This is a genomic window from Mucilaginibacter sp. 22184 (genome assembly GCF_052045695.1).
Classification (GTDB): Bacteria; Bacteroidota; Bacteroidia; order Sphingobacteriales; family Sphingobacteriaceae; genus Mucilaginibacter.
Window position 1 is genome coordinate 20891 of the sequence record NZ_JBQEPI010000008.1, and the last position, 24496, is coordinate 45386.

General features: G+C 43.1%; 17 protein-coding genes. 10 read left to right on the top strand and 7 right to left on the bottom strand.

What is annotated here, in order from left to right:
- Positions 1–608 precede the first annotated feature (608 nt).
- The 8 genes from ACTJKG_RS18150 to ACTJKG_RS18185 all read left to right on the top strand — a co-directional run bounded on the left by ACTJKG_RS18150 (position 609) and on the right by ACTJKG_RS18185 (position 13357).
- Entirely contained in the window at positions 609–2822 is a 2214-nt protein-coding gene (locus ACTJKG_RS18150) for a tetratricopeptide repeat-containing sensor histidine kinase (protein ID WP_440740013.1), read from the top strand.
- Between the two features lie 199 nt (positions 2823–3021).
- Positions 3022–4428 carry a sensor histidine kinase gene (locus tag ACTJKG_RS18155; protein WP_440740014.1) on the top strand — a complete coding sequence of 469 codons (1407 nt, stop codon included), beginning with the start codon at positions 3022–3024 and terminating at the stop codon, positions 4426–4428.
- Between the two features lie 26 nt (positions 4429–4454).
- Complete coding sequence (locus ACTJKG_RS18160; RefSeq protein ID WP_440740015.1) at positions 4455–6119, top strand: FAD-dependent oxidoreductase; 1665 nt, start codon at positions 4455–4457, stop codon at positions 6117–6119.
- Between the two features lie 179 nt (positions 6120–6298).
- Positions 6299–8233, top strand: a complete 1935-nt coding sequence (locus ACTJKG_RS18165) for a sigma 54-interacting transcriptional regulator (RefSeq protein WP_440740016.1) — start codon at positions 6299–6301, stop codon at positions 8231–8233.
- Positions 8234–8250: 17 nt separating this feature from the next.
- Positions 8251–9117 (top strand): sensor histidine kinase, encoded by an 867-nt coding sequence (locus tag ACTJKG_RS18170; RefSeq protein WP_440740017.1) that lies wholly within the window; start codon positions 8251–8253, stop codon positions 9115–9117.
- 237 nt (positions 9118–9354) lie between these two features.
- Positions 9355–10752 (top strand): TolC family protein, encoded by a 1398-nt coding sequence (locus ACTJKG_RS18175; RefSeq protein ID WP_440740018.1) that lies wholly within the window; start codon positions 9355–9357, stop codon positions 10750–10752.
- A gap of 10 nt (positions 10753–10762) precedes the next feature.
- Complete coding sequence (locus ACTJKG_RS18180) at positions 10763–11824, top strand: HlyD family secretion protein (RefSeq protein WP_440740019.1); 1062 nt, start codon at positions 10763–10765, stop codon at positions 11822–11824.
- Between the two features lie 9 nt (positions 11825–11833).
- The gene (locus tag ACTJKG_RS18185) at positions 11834–13357 is read left to right on the top strand and encodes a hypothetical protein (RefSeq protein WP_440740020.1); all 1524 of its coding nucleotides are present in this window, start codon (positions 11834–11836) and stop codon (positions 13355–13357) included.
- Positions 13358–13487: 130 nt separating this feature from the next.
- On the opposite strand, the gene ACTJKG_RS18190 is transcribed toward ACTJKG_RS18185, so the two are convergent.
- Positions 13488–13934: an OsmC family peroxiredoxin gene (locus ACTJKG_RS18190; RefSeq protein ID WP_440740021.1), complete on the bottom strand. Its 447-nt coding sequence runs from the start codon at positions 13932–13934 to the stop codon at positions 13488–13490.
- 29 nt (positions 13935–13963) lie between these two features.
- Positions 13964–14830: an enoyl-CoA hydratase/isomerase family protein gene (locus ACTJKG_RS18195; RefSeq protein ID WP_440740022.1), complete on the bottom strand. Its 867-nt coding sequence runs from the start codon at positions 14828–14830 to the stop codon at positions 13964–13966.
- Positions 14831–15280: 450 nt separating this feature from the next.
- On the opposite strand from ACTJKG_RS18195, the gene ACTJKG_RS18200 reads away from it, so the two are divergent.
- Positions 15281–16618, top strand: coding sequence for an NAD(P)/FAD-dependent oxidoreductase (locus tag ACTJKG_RS18200; RefSeq protein WP_440740023.1), 1338 nt, complete (start codon positions 15281–15283; stop codon positions 16616–16618).
- 58 nt (positions 16619–16676) lie between these two features.
- On the opposite strand, the gene ACTJKG_RS18205 is transcribed toward ACTJKG_RS18200, so the two are convergent.
- The 4 genes from ACTJKG_RS18205 to ACTJKG_RS18220 all read right to left on the bottom strand — a co-directional run bounded on the left by ACTJKG_RS18205 (position 16677) and on the right by ACTJKG_RS18220 (position 21201).
- Complete coding sequence (locus ACTJKG_RS18205; RefSeq protein ID WP_440740024.1) at positions 16677–17495, bottom strand: enoyl-CoA hydratase/isomerase family protein; 819 nt, start codon at positions 17493–17495, stop codon at positions 16677–16679.
- A gap of 101 nt (positions 17496–17596) precedes the next feature.
- Positions 17597–18334 (bottom strand): SDR family oxidoreductase, encoded by a 738-nt coding sequence (locus ACTJKG_RS18210; RefSeq protein ID WP_440740025.1) that lies wholly within the window; start codon positions 18332–18334, stop codon positions 17597–17599.
- Between the two features lie 21 nt (positions 18335–18355).
- Positions 18356–19807: an MFS transporter gene (locus ACTJKG_RS18215; protein ID WP_440740026.1), complete on the bottom strand. Its 1452-nt coding sequence runs from the start codon at positions 19805–19807 to the stop codon at positions 18356–18358.
- A gap of 14 nt (positions 19808–19821) precedes the next feature.
- A complete protein-coding gene (locus ACTJKG_RS18220) occupies positions 19822–21201 on the bottom strand; it encodes an aldehyde dehydrogenase family protein (protein ID WP_440740027.1) in 1380 nt (459 codons plus the stop codon).
- Positions 21202–21371: 170 nt separating this feature from the next.
- Here ACTJKG_RS18220 and ACTJKG_RS18225 point away from each other — a divergent pair, with 170 nt between their 5' ends.
- Positions 21372–23159 (top strand): Na+/H+ antiporter, encoded by a 1788-nt coding sequence (locus ACTJKG_RS18225; RefSeq protein ID WP_440740028.1) that lies wholly within the window; start codon positions 21372–21374, stop codon positions 23157–23159.
- On the opposite strand, the gene ACTJKG_RS18230 is transcribed toward ACTJKG_RS18225, so the two are convergent.
- Positions 23156–24253 carry a sensor histidine kinase gene (locus ACTJKG_RS18230; RefSeq protein ID WP_440740029.1) on the bottom strand — a complete coding sequence of 366 codons (1098 nt, stop codon included), beginning with the start codon at positions 24251–24253 and terminating at the stop codon, positions 23156–23158. The two genes, ACTJKG_RS18225 and ACTJKG_RS18230, sit on opposite strands and share 4 nt — an antisense overlap.
- Positions 24254–24496: the final 243 nt, after the last annotated feature.

The following is a 24496-nucleotide window of genomic DNA, read 5'->3' on the forward strand; positions in this document are numbered from 1 at the left end:
TGGCCTGTTCTTCTCGATTGACAAATTGACTACATAATCTATAAAGAGATAATGTCGTCTTTTTTGTATATGGGCCAATAACCGGTAACTTGTAATCTTCTGTTAATTATTTTGTAAAGAACATCAGTTCATTGTTGCCGGGTTAGCGCAATCTTTTTACGGATCACCCTGTATTTTCTATAGTTCCCTGATTAATTAATGAATCTTAAAATTGATGCCGATATTTATATTGCTGTTATATAGTATGTTAAATAATGCCTTGTAAACTTTTTTACGATATTTAGTTGATTTTATATTTGATTTACGAAAAATCAGGATTTTATTGCCTGCCCGTTCCTTTATTTTCCCTTAGGGTATTAGCTGCTCAAAATATTTCCTGGTCTTTTAAGTTGTATTACGATTAGATTGACATAATATAGACAAAAATGTCTATTTTGTATTCGCCTGAGTTTATGAATATTGTAACTTTGTGCCTAGTGGATTCTGTGATTGTAAGGTTCTCAAAGATGGTAGGTAGGTTTTTAATTCTTTTCTCGTTAATCTTTTTTGCGGTTCCTGCCAGATCGCAGAGGGTGCTTTTTGAGAACGCTTACCCTTTGCAAAATCAATTGGAAAGAAGTACAGAGGATACCGCCCGGATTAAGCTGATGTTGAGACTTGGCGAATACTATATGTACAAACCTGGCAGAAACCGTGGAGATTTGGACAGTGCAAGGTATTTTCAGCTTGGGGCTGAAAGGTTGGCCGGGCATATTGCTGACCCAAAATGGAAAGTCTTGTGTAGTGAGGCAATCGCCTCCCGTTTAATTAATAACGGAAATTTTTCGGCTGGGAAACAGCTTTACCTGGCTATGGCCGGCAAGTTTAAATCCCAAAATGATATTGAAGGGGAAGCAAGGGTTTGGTTGGAATTTGGTAAGTCCATTCCTGTCGAGTACACGGATTTACTAACTGATAAAATAAAGGCCTATGAAAACGCAGCGAAATTATTTGGTCAGTCAGGTAATAGAATCCAGGAAATTGGTGCGCGCAAAGAGATTGCCGACGTACATCTCAACGAGGGACAGTTGGTAATTGCCGAAAAAGAGTTATTGACAGTCTTGTCGGATTACCGGGCAATTCACTTCCCTAAGCTTCATCATACCTATTTTTTGCTTTCAGCTGTAAGCCGACTGCGTAGCGATCTTAAAAAGGAACTCTATTACGACCTCGCTGTCAGGAAAACAATGATCGCGACCGCGGATACAATTGATGCCGCATTTTTTCTTTGTAAGCTGGGTGATTGCTATGATGACCTGGGGATGCTGGATCATAGCCTGAATGCATACAGCGAAGGCCTTTATAAATATCATTCCGCGAGTGATATCAAGTACAGTATCGTTAAACGCATGGTTAAGGTGATGATTGCACAGCAAAGGCCATCAGCAGCACTAAAATTTCTTAATGAGTATAGAAAGAAAAACGTGCCGGCTAATGCTTTTGAGGCGTCCGCTATGTTTGGGGCGATGGGGGACTGCTTTTGGGCAATGAACGAGCTGCCGAAAGCTGAAAATGCCTACAGGAAAATGATCGAATTAGGCGACCACAATTTTAGGTCCCGATTTTTGCCGGTTGAAAGTTATGTAAAATATTATCAGATCATTTGTGACTTTTATATCAAAACGGGCAACTATCGTAAAGCTGCCAACTATTTGGCAATCCTGGAAAAAACGCCTAAAACACTGTTTAGTTCCATTATGATGGCCCAGCTCAGGCTGCTGCGGTTTAAAACTGACTCTGCTTCCGGCCGTTATTTAAATGCAATTCAAAACTTTCAGGCCTACAAGAAAATAAATGATTCCGTTTTTAATGCATCCAGGATTACAGAGGTTTCAGAAATGCAATTTCGGTACGATATGGAGGCAAAAGACAGAAACCTCCAGGTTCAGGCTAAAAACCTTCAGTTGCAAAAGAAGGATATCGAATTGCTGACTAAGCAAAACCAGCTGGAGCATTATATGGTAGAGCGCAGCGGTATGCGGGTGAAACTCATTGGAGTACTGATGCTGGTATTAGTGCTGTTACTCTCTGTAGTTTATAACCGGTACAGGTTAAAAATTCGGGGTAATAAGGAATTAGAACTGAAGCAGGCACAGATTTCCACCAAGAATGTGGAGCTTGAGCATTTACTAAACGAAAACCAGTGGCTTTTAAAGGAAGTACATCATCGTGTTAAAAATAATCTGCAGATCGTTATCAGCCTGCTAAATTCGCAGTCAGCATATTTGCGCGATGAAACTGCATTAAATGCTGTAATTGAAAGTAAAATGCGGGTACAGGCAATGTCCCTCATCCACCAGAAACTCTATACATGCGATAACGCATCAACTATCTTTATGCCGGAATATATCAATGATCTGACCGGCTATTTAAAAGATAGTTTTAAAAGTGCCAGGCATATTTTTGTGGACCTGGAAATAGCTTCAATCAGTCTTGACGTTGCTCAGGCCGTCCCGCTGGGTCTGATATTGAATGAAGCAATCACCAATGCCTTCAAATACGCTTTCCCTTTGGGTAAAGGAGAACTATCCATTAGGTTGAGCCAACAAACCCCATTGAATTTTAAACTTACTATAAACGATAATGGTCCCGGCATCCCGGCTGGCATGGATCTCAATAAGGTGAAATCATTTGGCCTTAAATTAATGCGGGGGTTGACTGAAGACCTTGGAGGGACCATCGATATTGATGGCCGCTCGGGGATGAATATTTCCATCGGTTTTAGTATTTTGCCTTTACTTCAACGTAAACCGGCTCGAAACGGATCACCTGTAAATGTCTGATCCCAATCTATCAAGAATGGCTAACCTACATATCGTTACACCCTGATCGGATTTCCGAAATTTCGTGAATAGGCAATGTTTAATGTCTGATAACATACTTATCTACAATTGATTATGGCTTGGCATTTTAAATGCACTTGCTAATGGTCTCCGGATCTAAACAGCTATTTGCTTGACCGGGAAATTTTTCTGAATGATTATGGAATTATTTGAAGTTAACACGGCACAACTAAAAAAAACAGAGGCATTTGTAAATGTTCCCGAGGAACAATTAGAATGGCTCATAGAAAACTGTCACACATTTTTATTACAGGAAGGCGAATTTCTTTTCCTACCCGGAAGACCTGTTGAGGATACTTATATCATTATGGAGGGCCGGATAAGACTCTATTTGCTTCAGCAGGATGAAATGTTGGACATTTACACGTTTGAAGCCGGTTCAGTAACTGGTAATTTACCTTTTTCAAGGGGCTGGACAAGTACTACCCACGGTGAGGCTGGCGCGAATACCCAAATTCTTGTATTGCCATCAATGCGGTATCACGATATGATTTGTACTAATTATGAACTGACGCAAGCCTTCGTCCAGGTCATGACAACAAGGGTTAGAGATTATACCTCTCTCCAGCAGCAGAACGAAAAGATGATGTCATTGGGCAAGCTGTCGGCTGGACTGGCACATGAGCTTAACAATCCTGTTTCCGCAGTGGTAAGGGGGGCCACCTCCCTGAAAAATCATATACAGAAGGTCAGATTTGCCTTCCAGAATATCGTAAGGCTGGGAATCACTTCAGAGAAAATCGAAACTATCAACGGTTTATTAGATACTATCGTAAAAAAAGACGAGCATCCGACCCTGACGATGCTGGAAAAGAGTAGGCTTGAAGATGATTTGATAGATTGGCTTGAAGATCACGATGTAAAGCAAGCAGATGAAGTAGCCGCTAACCTAATGGATTTTAATATTGGTATTGCGGAGTCAGAAATTATCCGGGAAGATATCTCTGCCTGTAATCTTTCCGCCGTGTTTAACTGGCTAAGTGCAAGCCTCGTATCGGAAAAGATTGTAAAAGATATTGATGAAGGCTCTAAGCGTATTGCAGGTATCGTAGGCGCAGTAAAGAACTTCACCCACATGGACCAGGGAAGGGAAAAACAATTTGCCGACATTCATCAGGGATTGAAAAGTACACTGACAATGCTCAACCATAAAATCCAGTGTTCAGGAATTAAAATTATAGAGCATTATAATTATGAACTACCGAAAGTTAAGGCTATGGTAGGGGAACTGAACCAGGTTTGGACAAATTTGATCGACAATGCGATTGACGCACTGGATAGGGTACCTGCCGCAACCATTGAAATAACAACCAGTAGAGATAATGATCTTGTTTGTGTGACAGTTCGTGATAATGGCCCCGGGATCCCCCAGGAAATAGTCAGCAGGATATTTGACCCTTTTTTTACGACCAAAGCAATAGGAAAAGGCACCGGACTTGGACTTGATGTGGTCCAACGTATCCTTAAACAGCATAAAGGCCGTGTTACGATCGCGTCGGTTCCGGGAAACACCGCCTTTAATGTCTGCTTTCCGATTAATGGGTAATAATTATAAACTTCAAAATCAAAGAAATGAGCTTACCAATCATATTTTGCATTGACGATGATGCCCAGGTACTACGGGCTTTGACCCGTGACCTGAGGAGCCGGTACAGGAACGATTACCGGATATTAAGCACAACCCTGGTTAAAGAGGCATTGGATAGCCTTTTGGAGCTGAAAAATAAAAATTCGAGCGTGGCACTTTTTCTTACAGATCAGCGAATGCCCGAAATGGAGGGTGTGGCCTTTCTTGAAAAAGCCATGAAAATCTTCCCGGAAGCTAAACGGGTATTGCTTACAGCATACGCTGATACACGTGCGGCTATAGAAGCGATCAACGCTGTTCAGCTTGATTATTATCTCATAAAACCCTGGGATCCTCCGGAGGAAAAACTTTTTCCGGTACTCGATGGCATGCTTGATGACTGGCAACAAATGTATAAACCTGCTTTTAGCGGGATTAGGATCGTCGGTCACCAGTATTCTGAAGAATCCTATAATCTGAAAGACTTCCTTGCCGGAAATCTGGTGCCTTACTTATGGCTGGATATCCGGTCAAACGAGGACGGGACAAAGTTATTGAACCTTAACGGTCTTTCTCAAAATGATCTTCCGGTGGTGTTTTTTGAGGACGGTTCATTCATTGTCCGTCCCAAGATAACCGAATTAGCAACCAGGGCAGGTTTAACCCCGGAGATCAGGTTCGATATGTATGATGTTGTCATTATCGGTGCCGGTCCCGCCGGGTTGGCCGCAGGGGTCTATGGCGCATCTGAGGGCTTGAAAACGCTTCTGATCGAACGTCGGGCTCCTGGCGGGCAGGCTGGAACCAGTAGCCGGATAGAAAATTATCTCGGATTTCCGGTAGGGATCAGCGGTGCGGAATTGACGCATCGGGGAACAACCCAGGCTACCCGCCTGGGAACCGAAATCGTTTCACCTGTTGAAGTTACCGGTATCCTTAACAACAATGGATATAAAACTGTATTGCTTGAAAACGGTACTGCCATCAACACCCGGAGCGTTATTATTACCACTGGCGTTAATTACCGCAGGCTCGAACAAAAAGGTGTACCTGAGCTCACCGGCGCAGGCATATATTACGGTGCCGCTATGACGGAAGCTGCCGCCTGTAAGGATCAGGATGTATATATCGTTGGTGGTGGAAATTCCGCAGGTCAGGCAGCCATGTACCTTTCCAAGTTCGCAAGCCATGTATACGTTGTGATTAGAAAGGAATCATTGGAAAGTACCATGTCGGCTTACTTGATCGAACAACTTCACTCCACGGGAAATGTCAGCATTCTTCCTCAATCTGAAATTATCGAAGCCCGCGGTTCGGAACGGCTCGAAGGTCTTTTGATCAAGAAATTTACTGATGGATCTGAACTTAAGGTAAATGCCGGTGCTCTTTATGTCTTCATTGGCGCCAAACCTTTTACCGACTGGATAGCGCTCGATATTTTAAAGGATAGTAAAGGCTTCCTGGAAACGGGAAACACGGTTAGGCAACATCCTTCCTTTACTAAAATCTGGAAACAGGGCCGCGATCCTTACTTACTCGAGACCAGCTGCCCAGGTATTTTTGCAGCAGGGGATGTCAGGTCAGGCGCCATGAACAGAGTCGCCTCCGCGGTGGGGGAAGGTTCTATGGCAATCAGTTTTGTACACCAATATCTTGCAGAGGTAAAGTAAAATTAGCGCTTAGGACTCTTTAACTATATTTCGTTAAAGCAGATCGGATTTACGATGGTTCGTGAAATTCGTTTTTATATTTTGTGTTAAATTACTGATAATCAATATAATATATTGGGTATGGCGTTTGTAAGAGAAAAAGGACCGATAGTACCCTTAACAGGGCAATTGTAAATAGAATGAGCGAAAAAATTCTTATAGTAGAAGATGAGTGGATCGCGGCGAACGACCTCCAAATGGTACTGGAAAGGGAAGGGTATGAAGTCATCGGCATTGCAAAGTCCGTTGAAGAGGCGCATATTCTTTTGGAAGCGGACCGTCCCGATATGGTGTTATTGGACATTTTCCTAAAGGGCGATCAAAATGGGATTGACCTGGCAAAGTCACTTGGGTTGCTCAGTATCCCTTTTATCTATATGACGGCTAACTCGGATACCCATACACTCGAGGCTGCAAAGGCAACGCAACCCTACGGGTTTTTAGTGAAACCTTACCGCGACAAGGATATTTTTGTTGCACTCGAAATCGCAGGGTACCGTTATAAGAGCCAGCGGGAACTAATCTCCAGGCAAGAAAAATGGCTTTCTAATACCCTCACGGGTATACGGGAATCTTCGGATGATCTGGAGGAAAAACTAGTTCAGCTGGCAAGGGCATTCAATCCATTCCTTTCGTTTTGTTATATGATGATCGACCTGAACATCAATCAGGAGAACATGTCCGGAACCTGGGTGCTAACGCGATCAGGGTATGATGAATTTAAACTTCTGGAAGGCTGGGATATACTCGAAACAATTGCCTCAAGCTGGAAAAATTACGCGAAATTTAGGAAAGGAAACCTCGAAATCGGGCACATTTGTCCGGACTTTATGCAAGCCGGAAGTACCAGAGAATTAGCCCGGCCTTTTGCCGAAAGGCTGCAGAGCGGCTTTGATATTTGTTCCAGTCTCTATGTCCCTTTAAATTCTTCCCCAGGGCTCAACGCCTCCCTATATTTTTTCTCACAGGAACAGGGTAGATATACCAGGGAGCAGCTTGAGGTTGTCAGTGCAGTAACTGAAGACCTGGCTGAACTGGCAAAGGATCTGGTCATAGCTGAAGAAAGGAAACGCACGCTGGGAGCAAAGGCTTCTACCGGATCAGTCAAGAAAATTGTAACACAGGAAATTACGGGCATAATAGGAAAAAGTTCCAGTTTGATGGATGTCTTGGGATTGGTAAGACAGGTTGCCCCAGTGGACACCACTGTTCTCATTTCCGGTGAAACCGGTGTAGGAAAAGAAGGTTTGGCAAATGCAATCCATCAGCTGTCCGACCGTCAAAAAGGGCCCTTCATTAAAATTAACTGCGCGGCTATTCCGCCTGGACTGATCGAAGCGGAGCTTTTTGGTTCAGAACGAGGCTCTTATACGGGTGCCTCTGAACGTAGGATCGGTAAATTTGAACAGGCACAGGGAGGAACCATATTTCTCGACGAAGTGGGCGAAATTCCCCTCGATACGCAAAGTAAACTTTTAAGGGTATTGCAAGAAAAGGAACTGGAGCGGATTGGTGGGAGAAATACGATTAAGATAGATGTCAGAATAATTGCCGCAACGAACCGTAATCTTTACGCAGAGGTAGGGGCGGGCCGGTTTAGGATCGATCTTTATTATCGTCTGAACGTATTCCCAATCCTTTTGCCTCCGTTGCGGGAAAGAAAGGACGATATCGTTCTTTTGGCGACACATTTTCTTCAGGAGTCGGCTGCCCTCCGCAACTCGAAACCTAAAAAACTTTCTAATGAGGCCATTTCCCAATTGATAAGTTACAAATGGCCTGGAAATATCCGTGAATTGCAAAATCTTATTGAAAGGCATGTACTGGTTTCTGATCATTCCGTGATTGAACATTTCGATTTACCAGAGGAGGAACTTAGAATTGAGCCTGTCAAAAGGTTAACTGAAATAGATAAAGAGGCTAACGAGAAGGAACAAATCAATGCTGCACTTAAAAAGGCCAATGGCAAGATTTCCGGTTCTGGAGGAGCAGCCTTATTGCTTGGGCTCACACCTGCTGTTCTTTCAGCTCGGATGCGAAAATTAGGTATCGTCTGGAACTATGATTACCAGTAAACTATCTGATATAAATTATGATGCCGCCCAATTACTATTTAAATTTTGACTTTTTTAATATCCACAAACAAACAGTACTGGCGGTAATCCCAAATGATGCTGTCTACTCGATATTGTTATTATTTTTCGTTCTGATCATCGTATTAATTTTCAGTCTGTTGGCATACCGGGGCAGAATGAGGAACAGGCAGTCATTAAAACGCAAGCAGGAAGAAATTGATTCCAAAGATATTACCCTGGACCATCTATTGAAGGAAAATGCATTGCTGCTCCAGGAATTACATCATCGCGTAAAAAATAACCTGCAAATTGTGACCAGCCTCCTGCATTCTCAATCTTTCTATCTGAAAGATGATGCTGCTATAAGTGCGATCATGCAGAGCCAGCACCGCATTCATGCAATGTCCCTTCTTCATAAAAAGATTTATCAGACCGGGACTTTGAGCATCGTGTTTATGCCAGAATATATCCAGGAATTGGTAAGTTACCTGGTCGATAGCTTTAACCTCACCAATTTCGTTTCCTGCCATCTGCATGTCGATAAAATTCGGCTGGACATGGCCAGCGCCGTACCCATCGGCTTAATACTGAATGAGATCCTGACGAACGCATTTAAATTTGCCTTCCCTAATACCGTGGATGATTGTATTACAGTGAATTTTTACAATTCACTGCCTAATGAACTTTGCCTTGAAGTAAAAGATAACGGTAGGGGACTTCCCCCGGATTTTAGTTTAACCACTGACGATTCTTTTGGCATGATGCTCATGAAAGGACTTACCAAACAACTTGACGGCGAATTCACGATTGAAAATGAAAATGGAACACTGATCAGGATCTGTTTTAAAGATGTTAACGGTCAAAAAGGAATTGATGATTTTTAGAAGGATCAAACCTTTTTATATATGATCGGGAATGTTCCTCAACTCTGAATTTTTCCTTTAATGATTCATTTTATTTAGAAAACCAGGGTCTTAAATTTCCGAAATATCGTCGGAGTAAGCTTGCTGGATAACGCAACTTGGTGATTGACAATTGCTTGTATAGTGGCCTCTGAATTGGCCTAAATGCTATGGCCCTCTCTTTAAAGTGCCAAATAGTAATGCATTCCAATCAAGCAAATGAATAACAAGAAATTAATCTTTAAACCCCAACGGGATCATGACCCGAATATCCTGCATGAAACCCTGTTACGCCAGGGAAGCTTTTATGTTCTGGCCTTCCTGTTAGTTTCCGCGTTTTCTCTAAATGACGTACGGGCACAGGGCTTATCGCGGGATAGCGTACTTAAACTGGAAGATGCTTACCGGCTTGCGCTAACTAATAGTTATCAATTAAAGATTAGCGATAAGAATAAAGCGGACGCCAGGCAACAAGTGGAAATTGTTAAAGATGCAAGGCTGCCTCAAATAGGAACGGATCTGGCTTTTGGCTACATCAGTAGCGCGGACAGTTGGAATCCTTCATTCGGCGACCACAGCGTTTCCCCGATCCCTCACCAGTTTACTGCTTTTTCAGTACAGGCGTCCCAACTAATTTTCAAAGGTGGGGAAGTTAAAAACACTATTAAAAAGTCTGTTCTCAGGGAAGAAATTGCCAGTTTATCAAATGAGAAAAATCAGGAAGACATCAAGCTGTTGGTCGCTGCCAAATACCTGGATATTTTTCGGCTCGTAAGCCAAAGGAAAATTTACGAGAACAATATCAGGTTGACCAAAAACCGGCTGCAGAATGTGCTGACGATGCAGAAGCAGGGAATGGTAACTCAAAACGATGTATTACGTACGCAACTGACGATTTCAGATCTCGAACTCGCACTCCGCAGGAACAATAATGATATGACGATCCTCAACAGTCAGTTGAATTTGGTAACCGGCCGACCGGATACCGCCGTTCTGTTTCCTGACAGTTTATTACTTCAAAACAGGCATGAATTAAGGATGATGACAGAATATCAGCAACAGGCAGCAATTTCCAATCAGGATCTTAAAATCTCCGGGATCAATAATAAGATAGCCGCAAATGAAATAGCCTTGCTGGAAAGTGAAAGACTTCCTCAGATTTTTCTGTACACCAGAACTAATCTGCAACGCCCTTTTACCGGTGTGGTGCCTGCTGTGGATATTTATTCCAACGTCTGGCAGGCTGGGATCGGGTTGCACTACAACCTTTCTTCGACCTACACAACCAGTAAAAAAATCGAAAGCGGACGGATCGAACTCGCTGCAGCGCAAGATCGGGAAACATTGGAAAAACAGAATTTATATTCCAATGTGAAAGCGGCCTTTATAAAATTCAAAGAAGCAGGAGAGGATCTCCAAACGCTCACGTCCGATTTGCAATCAGCCGAAGAGAATTACAGGGTGGTGGAAAAAAAATATTTTAACCAGCTGGCCTTGCTCACCGACATGATCGATGCCACGAATACAAAAATTGAATCGGAGCTGAAAGTGACCAATGCCCGGATTAACCTGGAATACACCTATTGCCAGCTGCTTTATCAAACAGGAACGCTTTAAAAACAGAAAAATGACTGAACAAATATCTTTTAATCGAGGTTCTGATGGAAAATGGAAAATCAGACTTGTCAACGGACTATTAATCTCCGGGGCGGTTGCCGGTATCGTCTGGGGGGCTGTGACTTATTTACACCTGAACGATGATCTGTATACCAACGATGCTCAGGTAGAAGAGTATATCAATCCAATCAACACACGAATTCCTGGCTATATCAAAAAAGTTTATTTCCAGGAACATCAAAGGGTGATGAAAGGGGATACCCTGGTAACAATCGATGAGCGGGAATATCAGATCCAATTGGAGTCAGCTCAGGCGGCTTACTTGTCTGCACTCGCATCCAAAAAAGTCAGCATGTCCACCGTTCAGACGGTTCACAATACCATAGGGATTTCTGATGCGAACATCCAGGCAAGCAGGGCCAAATTATTGAATGTTAAGAAGAACCTCGGGCGTTATGCTAATCTGCTAAAGGAGGGAGCCGCCACCCAGCAACAATTTGATCAGGTACAATCAGATTATGATGCGGCAGAAGCCCAGACGCGAGCTTTGGAAGAACAAAGAACCTCGGCAACGCTTTCGACCACGGAGGCAAGTGGAAGAACCATGGTGAGCGATGCTGAGGTCAAAAGAGCGAAAGCGGCTTTGGATATGGCCGCATTGAACCTTTCCTACACGGTGATTCGCGCCCCCTACAAGGGGACAACCGGCCGCAGAAGCATACAGGAAGGTCAACTGCTACAGGCCGGACAGACCTTGCTTTCCTTCGTACGCAATGAATATAAATGGGTCATCGCGAATTATACCGAAGAACAGGTTGCCAAACTGCACATTGGACAGACTGTAAAACTTTCGATCGACGGCCTTGATGACAAATACCTGAACGGAAAAATCGTGGCAATTTCTGAGGCAACTGGTTCGAGATACTCAGCTATTCCACTGGATAATTCCACCGGAAATTTTGTGAAGGTGAGGCAGCGTGTACCGGTCCGGATTGAGTTCCTGAATTCCACCGAATACGAATCGGTTAGAACAGCTTTAAAGGCTGGTATGAATGTCATCGTTAGGTTATAGTTAAAGCATATGGAATTTTACGAACTCTTCTACAAATGGGTGCCTGTTTGGGTTAGATTACCGGTTTTAACCATTCTTTATGTGGTTTTATTAACGGCCAATGGCATATACCTCGGGAATACGTCAGATATGGCCTCAAGCCAGGGCGGGTACACTGAACCTTATACCATGGCTTATTATGCCATGTATATTGGAATGGGCCTTGGTAGTATGACAAATTTGAGGATTAGGGAACGGTATACCGCAAAGTCGCTGGTCATTTGTGGCTTCCTCATCATGCTGGTGATGAACGCGGTTTGTGCCACCACCACTAATCCATATTTAACGATACTGGCTTGCCTGCTGTTAGGTGCCGGTAAAGTTGCTGCATCTACTGAAATCTATCTCGTATGGCTACAGGTCTGGAGTAAAAAACTCGATGTTAGCCGGCTCTACCCATTTGTTTATTTTATCGCTTTAGGCGGTATTTATACCATGACCTGGGTAACCAGTAAACTGGCTTTTATCTACACCTGGCGGTATGCCTATGTGGCGATTATGATGTTGCTCTTTTTCTGCTTGCTATTATCTGTAATATTTATAGAAAGACATCCACTCAAAAGACGCGTTCCCTTGTATCAGATGGACTGGCAGGGAATTATTTTGTTAACGGCATTATTGATGGTGCTGAATTATATTATCGTGTTCGGAAAGGTGGAGGACTGGTTAAATTCGTCTCGTATCAGGCTCTCCGGGATTGGAGTATTGGTATTGCTACTATTTTTCATCCGTCGCGAACTGCATTTTAAGCGGCCTGTGTTTCCCCTTGACCTTTTCAAATTACCCAATTTTCGCCTTGGTCTATTTTATATATTCTTGCTCGGTATTTTCGTTCCCGCTACCTTGCAAACAAGTTTTAGCGGTGGCGCACTGCACTACGAAAATTTCCGAAACTCTGAACTAACACTATATCTTCTTCCCGGAGTTACCCTTGGCGCTGTATTTTGCTACATCTGGTTTTATAAGGGCTATCATGACCAGCTCCTGATGTTTATAGGATTCAGTACAGTGATTGTTTACGAGATATTGATGTATAATAGCTTTGGAAATGCTTTTGAAATCAGCAGCTTTTGGTTTCCTTCATTTATAAAGGGAGTCGGACTGGGAATCCTTTTTATCGCTGTTGGTATTTATATTACCAGGGGCCATACTATAAAAGACGTTCTCACGGTTGTTGGGATCGCATTTCTTTTCCGTTCTTTTCTGGGTACCGCTGTGTTCACAGCAGGGTATAACTATTTACTTTATACACAGCGTATCCGCCATCTGGATTATATCGGCTCTAAAACTGATATGTCCAGCGGAACAATTAACTCGGCTACTGCCAATGATTTTTACCAGACTTTTCAAAGTCAGGCCGGGCTTGCCGCCGCAAAGGAACTTACAGGCTATCTCATTATTGCAGGTCTGCTGATCGCTGCTGCCTTGTTGCTTAAAATACTTCATGACGGACTCATGATCCTGAAAGATAAAATGATGGAGACCAAACCGTGAATTCACAGATTTCTTCAATCTTTAAGAACTAAAAAGGCGGCTCGCGCCGCCTTTTTAGTTTCCTTGCCAGATCGATAAATACTAACAGATCTTTCTTTATACACTTTTGAAATCAAAGCCTACGCCCTGATTAGCTCTGGATTAATTTACCTGAAACTGTTAAAGGCAAAACTTCCTGGTTGATGATCTTGGAGATCGTACAACCAACCCTTGCTCTTTCAAGGAAAAATTCAAACTGTTCCTGGGTCGCTCCCGGAATTTCAGACTCTACATTAAAATGCAGGCTTTTAATTTGCGGATAACCGGTTGTGTCGTCAAAACCCAATTCGATATCCGCAGTCGTATAAATACTTGTTGTTTCAAGGTTTTTCATTACGGCATTGTTCGCCACAGCCTGATTGAAACATGCTGCATGTGCGGCTGCAAGTAATTCCTCCGGGCTTCCGCCTGGAGCGTCTTCAAACCGGCTTGAATAAGTTACCGGAGCATCTTTTAAATTTCCGCTTTGAGTGGAAATCGTTCCGCTTCCTTGCTTCCAGCTGCCTTTCCAGGTAGCTATTCCTGTTGATTTTTTCATAATATTATTTATAAGTAGTTGTTGTTAAATTATTTGGAAGCCAAAGTACCCAGGTAATGACCTAACCTTGATTCTGTATCGCTTTCTGTCTGGAAACCCATTTCCATCAATTTGCCAAGTAAAGCCTGTGCCTCTGGTCTTTGATATAATTCAAAGAATTTGTTGCTTGATTCCTGAATTTCAAAAGGATTAGGGCCTCCGCCTGCGCGTTTCAATATAGTAGCTTTAGTCGCCTGCAGCGCTGGCAATTCGAAACCACTGATACGAGTTGCCAGGTTATTAACGTAGTTGTCAAGTTCATTATCGGCAAAAGCACGGTTAATCCATCCGTATTTATCAGCAGTCTCGGCATCAAAATCATCGGAACTAACAGCAACTTCCATAGCTCTCGCATAGCCAGACAATAACGGAAGGTACTCGGTTGCTCCACCACCAGGCATTAATCCCATACCTACTTCGAGGTGGCCGAAGGTGGCTTTTTCCTTACTTGCAAATCGCATATCACAGGCCAGAATAAATTCTGAGCCAATACCCCTAACTCTTCCACGGATTACCGCAATGCTGATTACACCTGCGTTATGGATACGATTAGAAACATCAACCCATTGCGTAACGCCCAATTTGCCAGAAACCTGTGGCAGTTCGCCTCCCCGGATCACATCAAAATGCGAAACGAAATAATCTTCATTTGCACTGTCAAATACAATGACTTTAAGCTCCTGATCAGCTTCTATAATGTCCATTAATCGTTGTAAACCAGCGACCATATCCGGACCCATGAGGTTGATCGGCGGATTATCTAACGTTACCCGCCAAAAGGCAGCGCTGTGTTTTGTAATTATCAGGGGTGCCCCTGGCATCCTTTCTACTGATAAAGGCTCATTTGTTGTGATCATCTTAATTTATTTAAAATTTGAAATGATTTTTACAAGCTTTAGGCCACTATGTAAATTATTGAAAGTCAGGTATTTTGAGTTGATTGTTCCATTCTGATTTACTATATATCGGAAATTTAAGAATCCTATAACTATATATAGGAACAGCCAGGCGATACAGTCCTTTGATGAAATTTATGAGGTCCACGCTGCAAAGCAGAGCTCGAATGAACTCGAAATTTCTACAAAGTTACAGCTGGATTATTTGTATATATTAATATCGCTTGCATGCCTGTCCCGCTTCTTGATATATCGTTAGGTAGGCGTTCTAATCTACTAAATATGGTTAATTGGAAATTTTGTAGAGTTACTAACGCCGTGATTATTAAGTCAATATCGCATGGTATTTTAGTTGGTGTTTAGTGAAAGAAAAGGGCCAACTCATTATCCATTGGCCTTAAATCGAAAAGCATGAATATATTAGCTGAAAACCGGAAGATCCGGGTAGTCATAGCAGGAGGTGGGTTTGCTGGTGTAAACCTTGCCCAGCGTTTACTGAAAGATAAGCGATTCTGGGTCACACTTGTCGACCGGAATAATTACAATTATTTTCCACCGCTTTTGTACCAGGTTTCAACGGGTTTTCTGGATGCGTCCGGCATTAGTTATCCTTTTCGAAAGCTTTTCAGAAACGAACGGCTCTCCTATCGAATGGGAGAGGTGAAGGGCGTTGATCCGGACAATAAACTACTTCATCTCGATAATGGTGACCTTAACTATGACCAACTCGTTTTGGCGACGGGGGTGAAATCTAACTTTTTCGGAATTAAGAGTATAGAGGAAAATGTTATCCCGATGAAAACTATAGATGACGCTTTGCGCATGCGCAATGTACTTTACCAAACCATGGAGGCTGCATCGGTTTCTACAGATGAGGCTGAAAAGGAAATGCTGCTCAACATTGTAGTGGCCGGGGGAGGTCCCACCGGTGTTGAAGTAACCGGGATGCTTGCAGAGATCAGGAAGAACATATTCTTAAAAGAATATCCTGAGCTGAAAGGAACACCCGCACAGATCTATATCGTTGATGGCGGCCAACAACTTCTTTCTCCGATGAGCCAAAAATCACAGGAAGACGCTTATGCCATTCTTGATAAATTGGGAGTCGAAATAATTTTGGGTACCCACGTTCAGGAATTCATTGACAATAAGGTCACGCTTTCCGACGGCACAGTCATCCCCGCTAAAATATTAATCTGGGCTGCCGGGGTCACTGCCCCCATACTAAATGGGATACCTATAAGCAGCCTAGGAATCGGGAAAAGGATGATCACAGATATTTATAATCGTGTGAAGGATGTGGAAAATATTTATGCCATCGGTGATTGCAGTATTCAGTTGGAAGATTCCCTTTATCCCAAAGGGCATCCGCAACTCGCTCAGGTAGCTATCCAACAGGGCCGCAACCTCGCTGACAACTTGAAGCGGTTATATACCGGTGAGGATTTGTCAGCCTTTAAGTATTTTGATAAAGGTGAAATGGCGATTATCGGAAGGGAGCACGCGGTTGTCGACCTTTTTAAACACCGATATCATCTCAGAGGTCTTATCGCACTCTTCGCGTGGTTAATGGTCCACCTGATGTCTCTTGTCAATGCTGCAAATAAGTCAAGAACACTTATTAGCTGGATGGTTGCATACTTGTCGAAAGATCAGTCCCTCCGGATGATTTTCAGACCAGATCAACCGAAAATAAAAACGGAGGATGCAGTCGGTATTCAGGCTCAAAATAATGCTGGGTTGAATTGATAAAAGGAAACCCTTTGCAGGTTTTCCTGCAAAGGGTTTGTTATGTTCCTGATTGATTTTAAAATTCACCAAGGACACGGCCAAGGTTTAGTTCTGTATCTCCATATTGCTGAAGTCCAAGCCCGATGATCTTCTTGTAGCGTTCCTTTGTTTCAGGAAATTGCGTGGCCCTTCCAAATAGTTCCGAATCTTTACGAAGGTCATCCACAGATGCCAGGCTGATCGCATTGATCCGTTCCTTAATATCCATAAGGCCCTGATGTGGGAATTTTGCAATTCTAAGGGCAAGTGCATCAACAAAGTCCTCCAGGTCGCGGTCCGGTATAGCGCGATTGATCCAACCATACCTTTCGGCAAGGTCTGCATCGTAATCATTGCTGCTGGTCAGAACTTCAAAAGCGCGTCCCCTGCCGAGCGTCCTGGTGAGGTGCTGAATAGCACCGCCCCCGGCTACCTGTCCAAAAGCCGCTTCCAGTTGTCCGAATATAGCTTTCTCACGGGAAGCGAAACGCATGTCACAGGCCAGTATGAATTCACTTCCTGCACCTCGCACCCTTCCTGCGATCTGAGCAATGGTGATCGCTTTGGTCTCGCTCAACCTCCGGAAAAGTAATGCCAGTGAGGGTTCACCAACCAATTGTGCAGCAATTTCCCGGTACTCGGCTATCTTGGTAATATCTACATGGGGGATGAAAAAATCCGGGTTTGCACTTGAAAATACAACCACTTTATAGGTATCGCCTTTATCGAGGATACGGATTAACGATACCAGGTCACGTACCAGTGCAGGGCCGAGCAGATTGATCGGCGGATTGTCAATTGCAGCAAATAGCACTTGCCCGTCAGTCCGGGTTTTTAGAACTTCAAACATTTCCATGATTTCATTATTGTTGGTGTACTATTGAAGTACACCCGGGTTATAAAATGATGATGAATTTTAGTTAGAAAACTTTCATTTTTTGAAAACTGAAAGAATCGTTACCAGGCAATTTCGTGATCAAGATGTATAAACTTACCAGTGGGGCCATCCTCGCCAAGCAGAGCCAGCTGGACACTTGTAGCCACTGCCTCAGCAATACTTAACGGCGCGTTAGGGCCACCCATATCCGTTCTCGCATGTCCCGGGTCTGCTGAATTGACTTTGATGCCAAATGGCTTTAATTCGGCAGCGAGGTGAATGGTAACAGCATTCAAGGCTGTTTTTGAGGCATTATACGAGAGGCGTTTTACAGTTTCAAATGGTCCGTTAGGAATATCATGTGTACCTAATGAGCCCAGTTTACTTCCAAGATTTACAATTCTACCTTGTCCGCTCGCCTTTAACAATGGTAAAAGATCATTAGTCAGATAGACCACGCTGAAAACGTTTGTGCCGAAGACATATTGAAATTCATCTTCATCTGTTTCGACAGCGCGGTTTACAAAGAAATCACCTTTGGGTCCGACACCGGCATTATTGATAAGAATATCAAGCTTACCGAATTTTTCGTTGATTAAATTGAATGCAGCCTTGCGGTCCTCCGCATTGGTGATATCCAGCTTTATACCGAAGGCCTGAATCCCCTCGGCCTTTAATTTATTTGCAGCATCGTCTGCTATCTCCTGGTTCCTTCCGGTAACAAGGACAGTAATTCCTTTTTGTCCTAATTGTTTTGCGGTTTCAAAGCCTAACCCGCGGTTAGAACCCGTGATCAAGGCAATTTTTTGATTATTCATATTTTTGTATTTAATAAATTGTTAAAACTGGTTGTCCAGTTTGTATTTTTCTTTTAATATTTCTCCCGTATCAACTTTGGGGGTTTGTTTTGGAAGCTTGTAAAGCAGATAGGATACCACGGTGATACAGATGATTTCTGCACCGAGTCCCCAATGGAATGCAATCAAAAAATTCGCCTTATGATATTGACCATGATCCAGGAAGTGATAAAATACACCTCCTATCAAACTAATTCCCAGTGCGGATGAGGATTGTTGGATCGTGGTATAGACACCCGACGCCGCTCCTGCGAACTCCAGTGGTACAGCCCTCAGTGCCATATTCAGTAAGGAGGGAAGGACAATCCCACCTCCAAAGCCGTAAAATCCAAGCTGTAAATAAATGCTCAGGTAAGAGGCATTTTTATTCAAATAGATATCCTGCAGGAAAAACGAGATCAGCATTAAAAGAGCGCCAATCTGCAATACGATCTTTCCAAAATGTTGAACAGCCTTAATGGAAAGTAGTGATGATATGGTAGCGGATAGTCCAAAAACGACGAAGAATAGTCCGTTCTGATAGGAGTTTATCCCCAGTCCATTTTGAAGATATACACTAATGATCAGTAAATAGGAGGTATGCATCATAAAGTAAAATATGACAGTGGTAATTCCCCTGTTGAAATCCCTGATCCTGAAAAGTCCAAGATTAACCAGTGGCTGAAGGCCATTGGTTAACTTGGTTTGTTGATTTTTCCTGAAATAAATGAATAAAATAGCGGCGAATATTAATAACCCAAAACTCCAGGCCGGCCAGCCATCTTCCCGGCCGATTATGAGCGGTATAACCAACGAAAATAAACTCGCGGTTAAAATCAATGCACCGCTGTAATCCGGACGTCCATCGTTTTTTCGTCCTGTTTCTTCCAGGAAAACGGTTGCAAGGACAATGGCCAGTGTGCCGAGTGGCAGGTTTACGAAAAAAATAAGCCTCCAGCCGGCAATCAGCCAATGGGTATTTGAAAGATAACCACCAAGGAACTGGCCCAGGATAGTTGCAAAACCCATAACTATACCATAAAGTCCCACCGCTTTTGTTCTTTCTGTGGAGCTAGGAAAGATCATCTGCATCATCGCGATAGTCTGTGGTGTCATAATCGCTGCAGATACGCCCTGGAAGAACCTGCATATGATAAGTTGGAAAGGACTTTCGGAAAAGCCGCAGACACAGGAGAAAAATGTAAACAGGAACATCCCTGCAATGAACACTTTTTTACGGCCAAGATAATCTCCAGCGCGGCCGCTTGTGATTTGAAAAGAGGCATACCCTAACAGATAGATGGCAATTACCAACTGCATCTCGCTATCATTTGCCATAATGCCAAGTTTAATGGAAGGGACTGCTACATTGATAATAAAAACATCCAATACCGATAGCAATGGTGCTGCAAGCAGGATGGTTAGCGCGAACCATTTATTGGATATCGTATTCATCCGTTCTGAACTGATTAATAGATTCCCCAGATTTCGGATTCCTTGATCTTTTCTTCCGTATAGGGTGGATAAATGTGCTCAATAGAAAAGTCGGCCGGTGTAGTCAGCACAGATTTTGGATGCGTCAGCGAATCATAACCGAATTTACCGTAATAACTACCTATCCCTGAAGATCCGACGCCTCCAAAAGGTAAAGTTTGAATGTAAAGTTGTACGTTAACATGGTTAACTGCGCCTCCGCCAAATGACAGTGTATGTTTAAGGTAGGTGATGGTTTCTTCATCCTTACTGAAAATGTAAGCCGCAAGCGGTTTTGGAGCACGTTTGATTTTGGCTACAGCTTCTTTAAGATCACTATAAGGCATGATGGCCAAAATTGGACCGAAGATCTCATCCTCCATAATCTTATCCTCCCAGGTTACCGGGTACACCAGGGTTGGCGCGAAGTATTTAGCCTCCTCATCAAAATCTCCGCCAGCAATGACCTTCGCCGGATCGATTAGTGTTGAGAGACGTTTAACAGCTTTCGGGCTGATAATGCGTGAGAAGTCAGGATTGCTTTTTGGGTCTTCGCCAAACATCTCCACAATAGCTTTTTTAGCTTCGGCATTAAATTCATCGATCAACGATTCGTGTACATAGGCATATCCTGGTGAAGTACACCATTGACCGCCCCAGGCCATCGCGCCCCATATTATTTTTCGTGCTGATTCGGCGATATTTGCAGTCGCATCGACAATCGCCGGGTTTTGTCCACCAAGTTCCAGAAGGACCGGGGTGAGGTTTTCCGCTGCGGCCCTCATAATAACTTTTCCAACAGCCACGCTGCCTGTAAAGAAAATAAAGTTGTACGGGATCTTTAACAACTCAGCGACAACGTCACGGTCGCCATCAGAAATGCTCACTGCTTCAGGTTCAAAGTACTTTTGTACAAGTTCCATCCATAAACCGGCGGTTGCCGGAATTCCGGAACTAACTTTAATCATGATCGGGTTTCCAGCGGCAAGTGCGGTAACGGCTGGTTCAACCAGTAGAATGATCGGGCCGTTAAATGGTCCGATAATCAGTGCCACACCATAAGGATCACGGTAGATTGTTCCCTTCCCTCCGGCATCTTTCAAAAACTTAGGAATGGGCGCATCTACGGGTTCCATCCATTCTTTCAAATGCTCACGAATGTGACCTATGCAGCCGATGGATCCATTCAACTCAGAACGCTGTTCTGCACTGCCGGTTTTAAAGTCCTTCGCCAATGCGGTACAGAAAGATTCATAATTTTCGGTCAGCATGCGCTCCATCCTGTCCAGTTGTTCCAATCTCCATTCGTATGATTTTGAAATATCAGAATCGAAGTAGGCCCGTTGTTTTTCAAATAGCTTCTGAAAATCACTCATAATTGCATGTTTTAAGTAAATAACAGCTTGGCTGCAATCGTGGTGCCGGGGCGTTTCTGACTGTAAAACAGATAAATAGATTTGGGATTCTATTTGCTGGTTATGTTATGTCGTTAATTTGAAGTCCCTTTTTACTAAATATAGGAAAATGACAGAGCAAGAAAGTCCCGATGACAGAGAAATCCGACTTGATTATTTTTTTTATTAACCATCATTTTGTTTTTTGCTTTAATTTAAGACGTTTGGTAATGTTTTTGCTATTAAAATGGATAAATTTGTCTATTTATGCCAATAGTGGCTTCTTTCAGGATCCAGCTATAAGGACTTCCATACTAACAGACCAGGATATGCATTATACCCTTTTATTATTTCTTTTATTACTCTCGGGTGCGTTTCTGCTAATCCTTCTTGCGCAGAAATTAAAGATTTCTTATCCTTTATTTTTGGTTATCGCGGGCCTTGCGATCAGTTATATTCCAGGTATCCCGGTGGTTTCTATTGATCCGGATGTTATCTTTTTGGTTTTCTTGCCGCCGCTTTTGTATGAAGCCGCCTGGTATACATCTTTTACCGAATTTTTAAAATGGAAGCGCGCGATAAGTTTATTGTCATTCGGGTTGGTAATCTGTACTTCCGTCATTGTCGCTTTCGCTGCATGTTATTTTATTCCGGGGTTTACCCTACCGCTTGGGTTCCTGCTCGGCGGCATTATTGCGCCTCCCGACGCCGTAGCTGCCGCCTCGGTTCTGAAAAGTGTGAAAGTGCCTAAAAGGGTATTAACGATACTGGAGGGTGAAAGCCTGATCAATGACGCTTCAAGTTTGATCGTTTTCAGGTTTGCTTTGGCCGCCGTAATTACAGGCCAGTTTTCTTTTCATCAGGCAGCACTCAGTTTTTTAGTTGTCACTGTGATGGGTATAATAACCGGCCTTGCAGTTGGTCAACTAATTTATCTCAAACATAAATATCTCTCTACTTCGGCCAATATCGATGCGGCATTTACACTGGTAACCCCATACTTTATGTATCTCCTGGCTGAACAGTTTCATTTTTCAGGGGTCATGGCCGTGGTGAGTGGAGGCTTGTTACTTTCACACCGGTCCCACGAAACTTTTAACAGTGGCGAAACGCGGCTCCAGACTGTCAATGTATGGTCGACACTGGTAGTCATGCTAAACGCATTGGTTTTTATTTTAATCGGTTTGGAATTGCCTGTGATTATGAAAGGATTACATGGATACTCCGTGGCCGAGGCCTGGCGCTATGGATTTCTGATTAGCTTAATCGTCATTATAGTTCGCTTTCTGTGGATTTACCCAGCCACATTTATTCCCCGGATCCTATTTAAAAGTATCCGGGAGAAGGAAGCGAATCCCGGCTGGAAAGGGCCGTTTCTACTTGGTTGGGCCGGAATGCGCGGGGTTGTATCTTTAGCCGCCGCGCTTTCCCTTCCGGCATTTGTTAATGGTGAGACGGCCTTTCCACATAGAAACCTGATCATTTTTATTGCATTTGTTGTGATCCTTGTCACCTTGGTTTTACAGGGTTTCAGTTTGCCGTTTTTAGTCAGGGCAATTAAAGCCGAAGAAATAGACCCGGTCGCATCAGCTGAAAAGGAGGAAGCTGAACTCCGGCTTCGCTTATTACACGTGGCACTTAAAGAGATCGAGGATAAGTTCTATTCGGAGGTTGAAAAAAACAGATTTATTCATAATCTGCGAAACGACCTCCAAAATAGGGTAACCATAACTGCTGATAAATTAGAATCCATGTTGGGAGAAGATATCAAGGAATCTGAACTTGAATTTTATAACAAAGCCGTTATTAGGATTTACGAAGCACAACGGAACGAGCTCTTCCATATTCGTAAACAAAGACTTTTCAGCGATGCCACAATTCGTAAAGAGGAAAATCAAATTGACCTCGCCGAAGCAAGGCTAAACCCGCACCGGCATTAATTCCGCTTGGTTTGAAGTTTTGGCCTAATGCCAAAATTCGCTGTGGTCAGTCTTTGCTCAGGAAGGCAAAAATAAAAGGCAGAACCCATTCCAGGCTGACTTTTCACCCATGCTTCCCCATGATGTGCCTGCGTGATCTTACGTACAAGATACAACCCAACGCCATGCCCTGATTTGGTGATCTGCTCGTGGCCTCCCACACGGCTGAATTTGGTAAAAAGTTTCTGCTGATCTTCAAAGGATATACCAGGGCCGTGGTCCTGTACACATTCGACTGCTTGGTCGTTTACCCTGTTACAGGATAACCTAATCAAAGTTTGATCCGGTGCGTATTTTATGGCGTTATTAATTAGATTATTGATCACAAGCCGTATTTTTATTTTGTCAGCATTTACCTTGATATGGCCTGTATCGTGGTATTCAAAAATATGCGTACCGTGTATTTCCTGATGCTTCAGGAATTCTTCCTTAACCATTGCGCTTAAACTAAATACCTGAGGATAGATCGGTAAGTCACCTGTATTTAAAGAGGAATAATCAAGCAGGTTTTCCATGGTGTTATTCAGTAGATCAACTTCCCGCACTGCGGTGTCCAGGTAAGGTAGCACGGAAGCAACCCGAACCTTGCCAAGCATCTTCGAGGCAAGTTGAATATAAAGTTTTATAGTCGTCAACGGCGCTTTGAGTTCATGACTTAGAATCGTCAATAGGTCACTTTCGTTTGATGTTACTTTAACCGACTTACTGATAGTAGAAAGGATCCCGGACAACCCTATTGCCTCATTTGAATCGTTAAATTTAAATTGCCCTTTTAACAATAGCGGTCCCGGCATATCGTGGGAGCCGGCCGATATATGACGGAACATTGGACCATGTGGTGATGCGCTTTTAATCTGTTCCAGAAAACATCGCCGGTCCTTGTAACTAAATTTTTTGAATGCAGTTTCAAGGTTTGATGGGGAGAAGGTGGATAACCCAAGTTTCGTTTTTGAAATAGCACAAAGCTCCAACTCGCCATTAATTAAATTGGCTGACCAAAATCCCAAATTATCCAAATCCGGCGTACTCCATGAAACCGTTTTCGTCACTTCCATAAATGTTCTTCGAAAGGGGCGCAAAATTATCGCCGTTGCAGCAGGTACTTATCTAAATGGATGCCATTAAGTAAGTTGTTGATAGTTAGCATTCTCTGATATTTTTTATTTGTTAGGTTTTGATATTTCGTAATTTCTAAACAGCCTTGCCGAAATAAAATGAAATAAATGGGTCAGGTCATCAGGTAGTTATGAACTAATAAATTATGATGACATAGTGATTACATAAAAACTTACTTATAT

What these genes read in the sequence shown, in the direction of transcription:
- ACTJKG_RS18220 (WP_440740027.1), bottom strand. Translation starts at nt 21,201, where the DNA reads ATGAGTGATTTTCAGAAGCTATTTGAAAAACAACGGGCCTACTTCGAT.
- ACTJKG_RS18230 (WP_440740029.1), bottom strand. Translation starts at nt 24,253, where the DNA reads ATGGAAGTGACGAAAACGGTTTCATGGAGTACGCCGGATTTGGATAAT.
- ACTJKG_RS18160 (WP_440740015.1), top strand. Translation starts at nt 4,455, where the DNA reads ATGAGCTTACCAATCATATTTTGCATTGACGATGATGCCCAGGTACTA.
- ACTJKG_RS18225 (WP_440740028.1), top strand. Translation starts at nt 21,372, where the DNA reads ATGACAGAGAAATCCGACTTGATTATTTTTTTTATTAACCATCATTTT.
- ACTJKG_RS18200 (WP_440740023.1), top strand. Translation starts at nt 15,281, where the DNA reads ATGAATATATTAGCTGAAAACCGGAAGATCCGGGTAGTCATAGCAGGA.
- ACTJKG_RS18215 (WP_440740026.1), bottom strand. Translation starts at nt 19,807, where the DNA reads ATGAATACGATATCCAATAAATGGTTCGCGCTAACCATCCTGCTTGCA.
- ACTJKG_RS18180 (WP_440740019.1), top strand. Translation starts at nt 10,763, where the DNA reads ATGACTGAACAAATATCTTTTAATCGAGGTTCTGATGGAAAATGGAAA.
- ACTJKG_RS18195 (WP_440740022.1), bottom strand. Translation starts at nt 14,830, where the DNA reads ATGATCACAACAAATGAGCCTTTATCAGTAGAAAGGATGCCAGGGGCA.
- ACTJKG_RS18205 (WP_440740024.1), bottom strand. Translation starts at nt 17,495, where the DNA reads ATGGAAATGTTTGAAGTTCTAAAAACCCGGACTGACGGGCAAGTGCTA.
- ACTJKG_RS18190 (WP_440740021.1), bottom strand. Translation starts at nt 13,934, where the DNA reads ATGAAAAAATCAACAGGAATAGCTACCTGGAAAGGCAGCTGGAAGCAA.
- ACTJKG_RS18165 (WP_440740016.1), top strand. Translation starts at nt 6,299, where the DNA reads ATGAGCGAAAAAATTCTTATAGTAGAAGATGAGTGGATCGCGGCGAAC.
- ACTJKG_RS18175 (WP_440740018.1), top strand. Translation starts at nt 9,355, where the DNA reads ATGAATAACAAGAAATTAATCTTTAAACCCCAACGGGATCATGACCCG.
- ACTJKG_RS18210 (WP_440740025.1), bottom strand. Translation starts at nt 18,334, where the DNA reads ATGAATAATCAAAAAATTGCCTTGATCACGGGTTCTAACCGCGGGTTA.
- ACTJKG_RS18170 (WP_440740017.1), top strand. Translation starts at nt 8,251, where the DNA reads ATGATGCCGCCCAATTACTATTTAAATTTTGACTTTTTTAATATCCAC.
- ACTJKG_RS18155 (WP_440740014.1), top strand. Translation starts at nt 3,022, where the DNA reads ATGGAATTATTTGAAGTTAACACGGCACAACTAAAAAAAACAGAGGCA.
- ACTJKG_RS18185 (WP_440740020.1), top strand. Translation starts at nt 11,834, where the DNA reads ATGGAATTTTACGAACTCTTCTACAAATGGGTGCCTGTTTGGGTTAGA.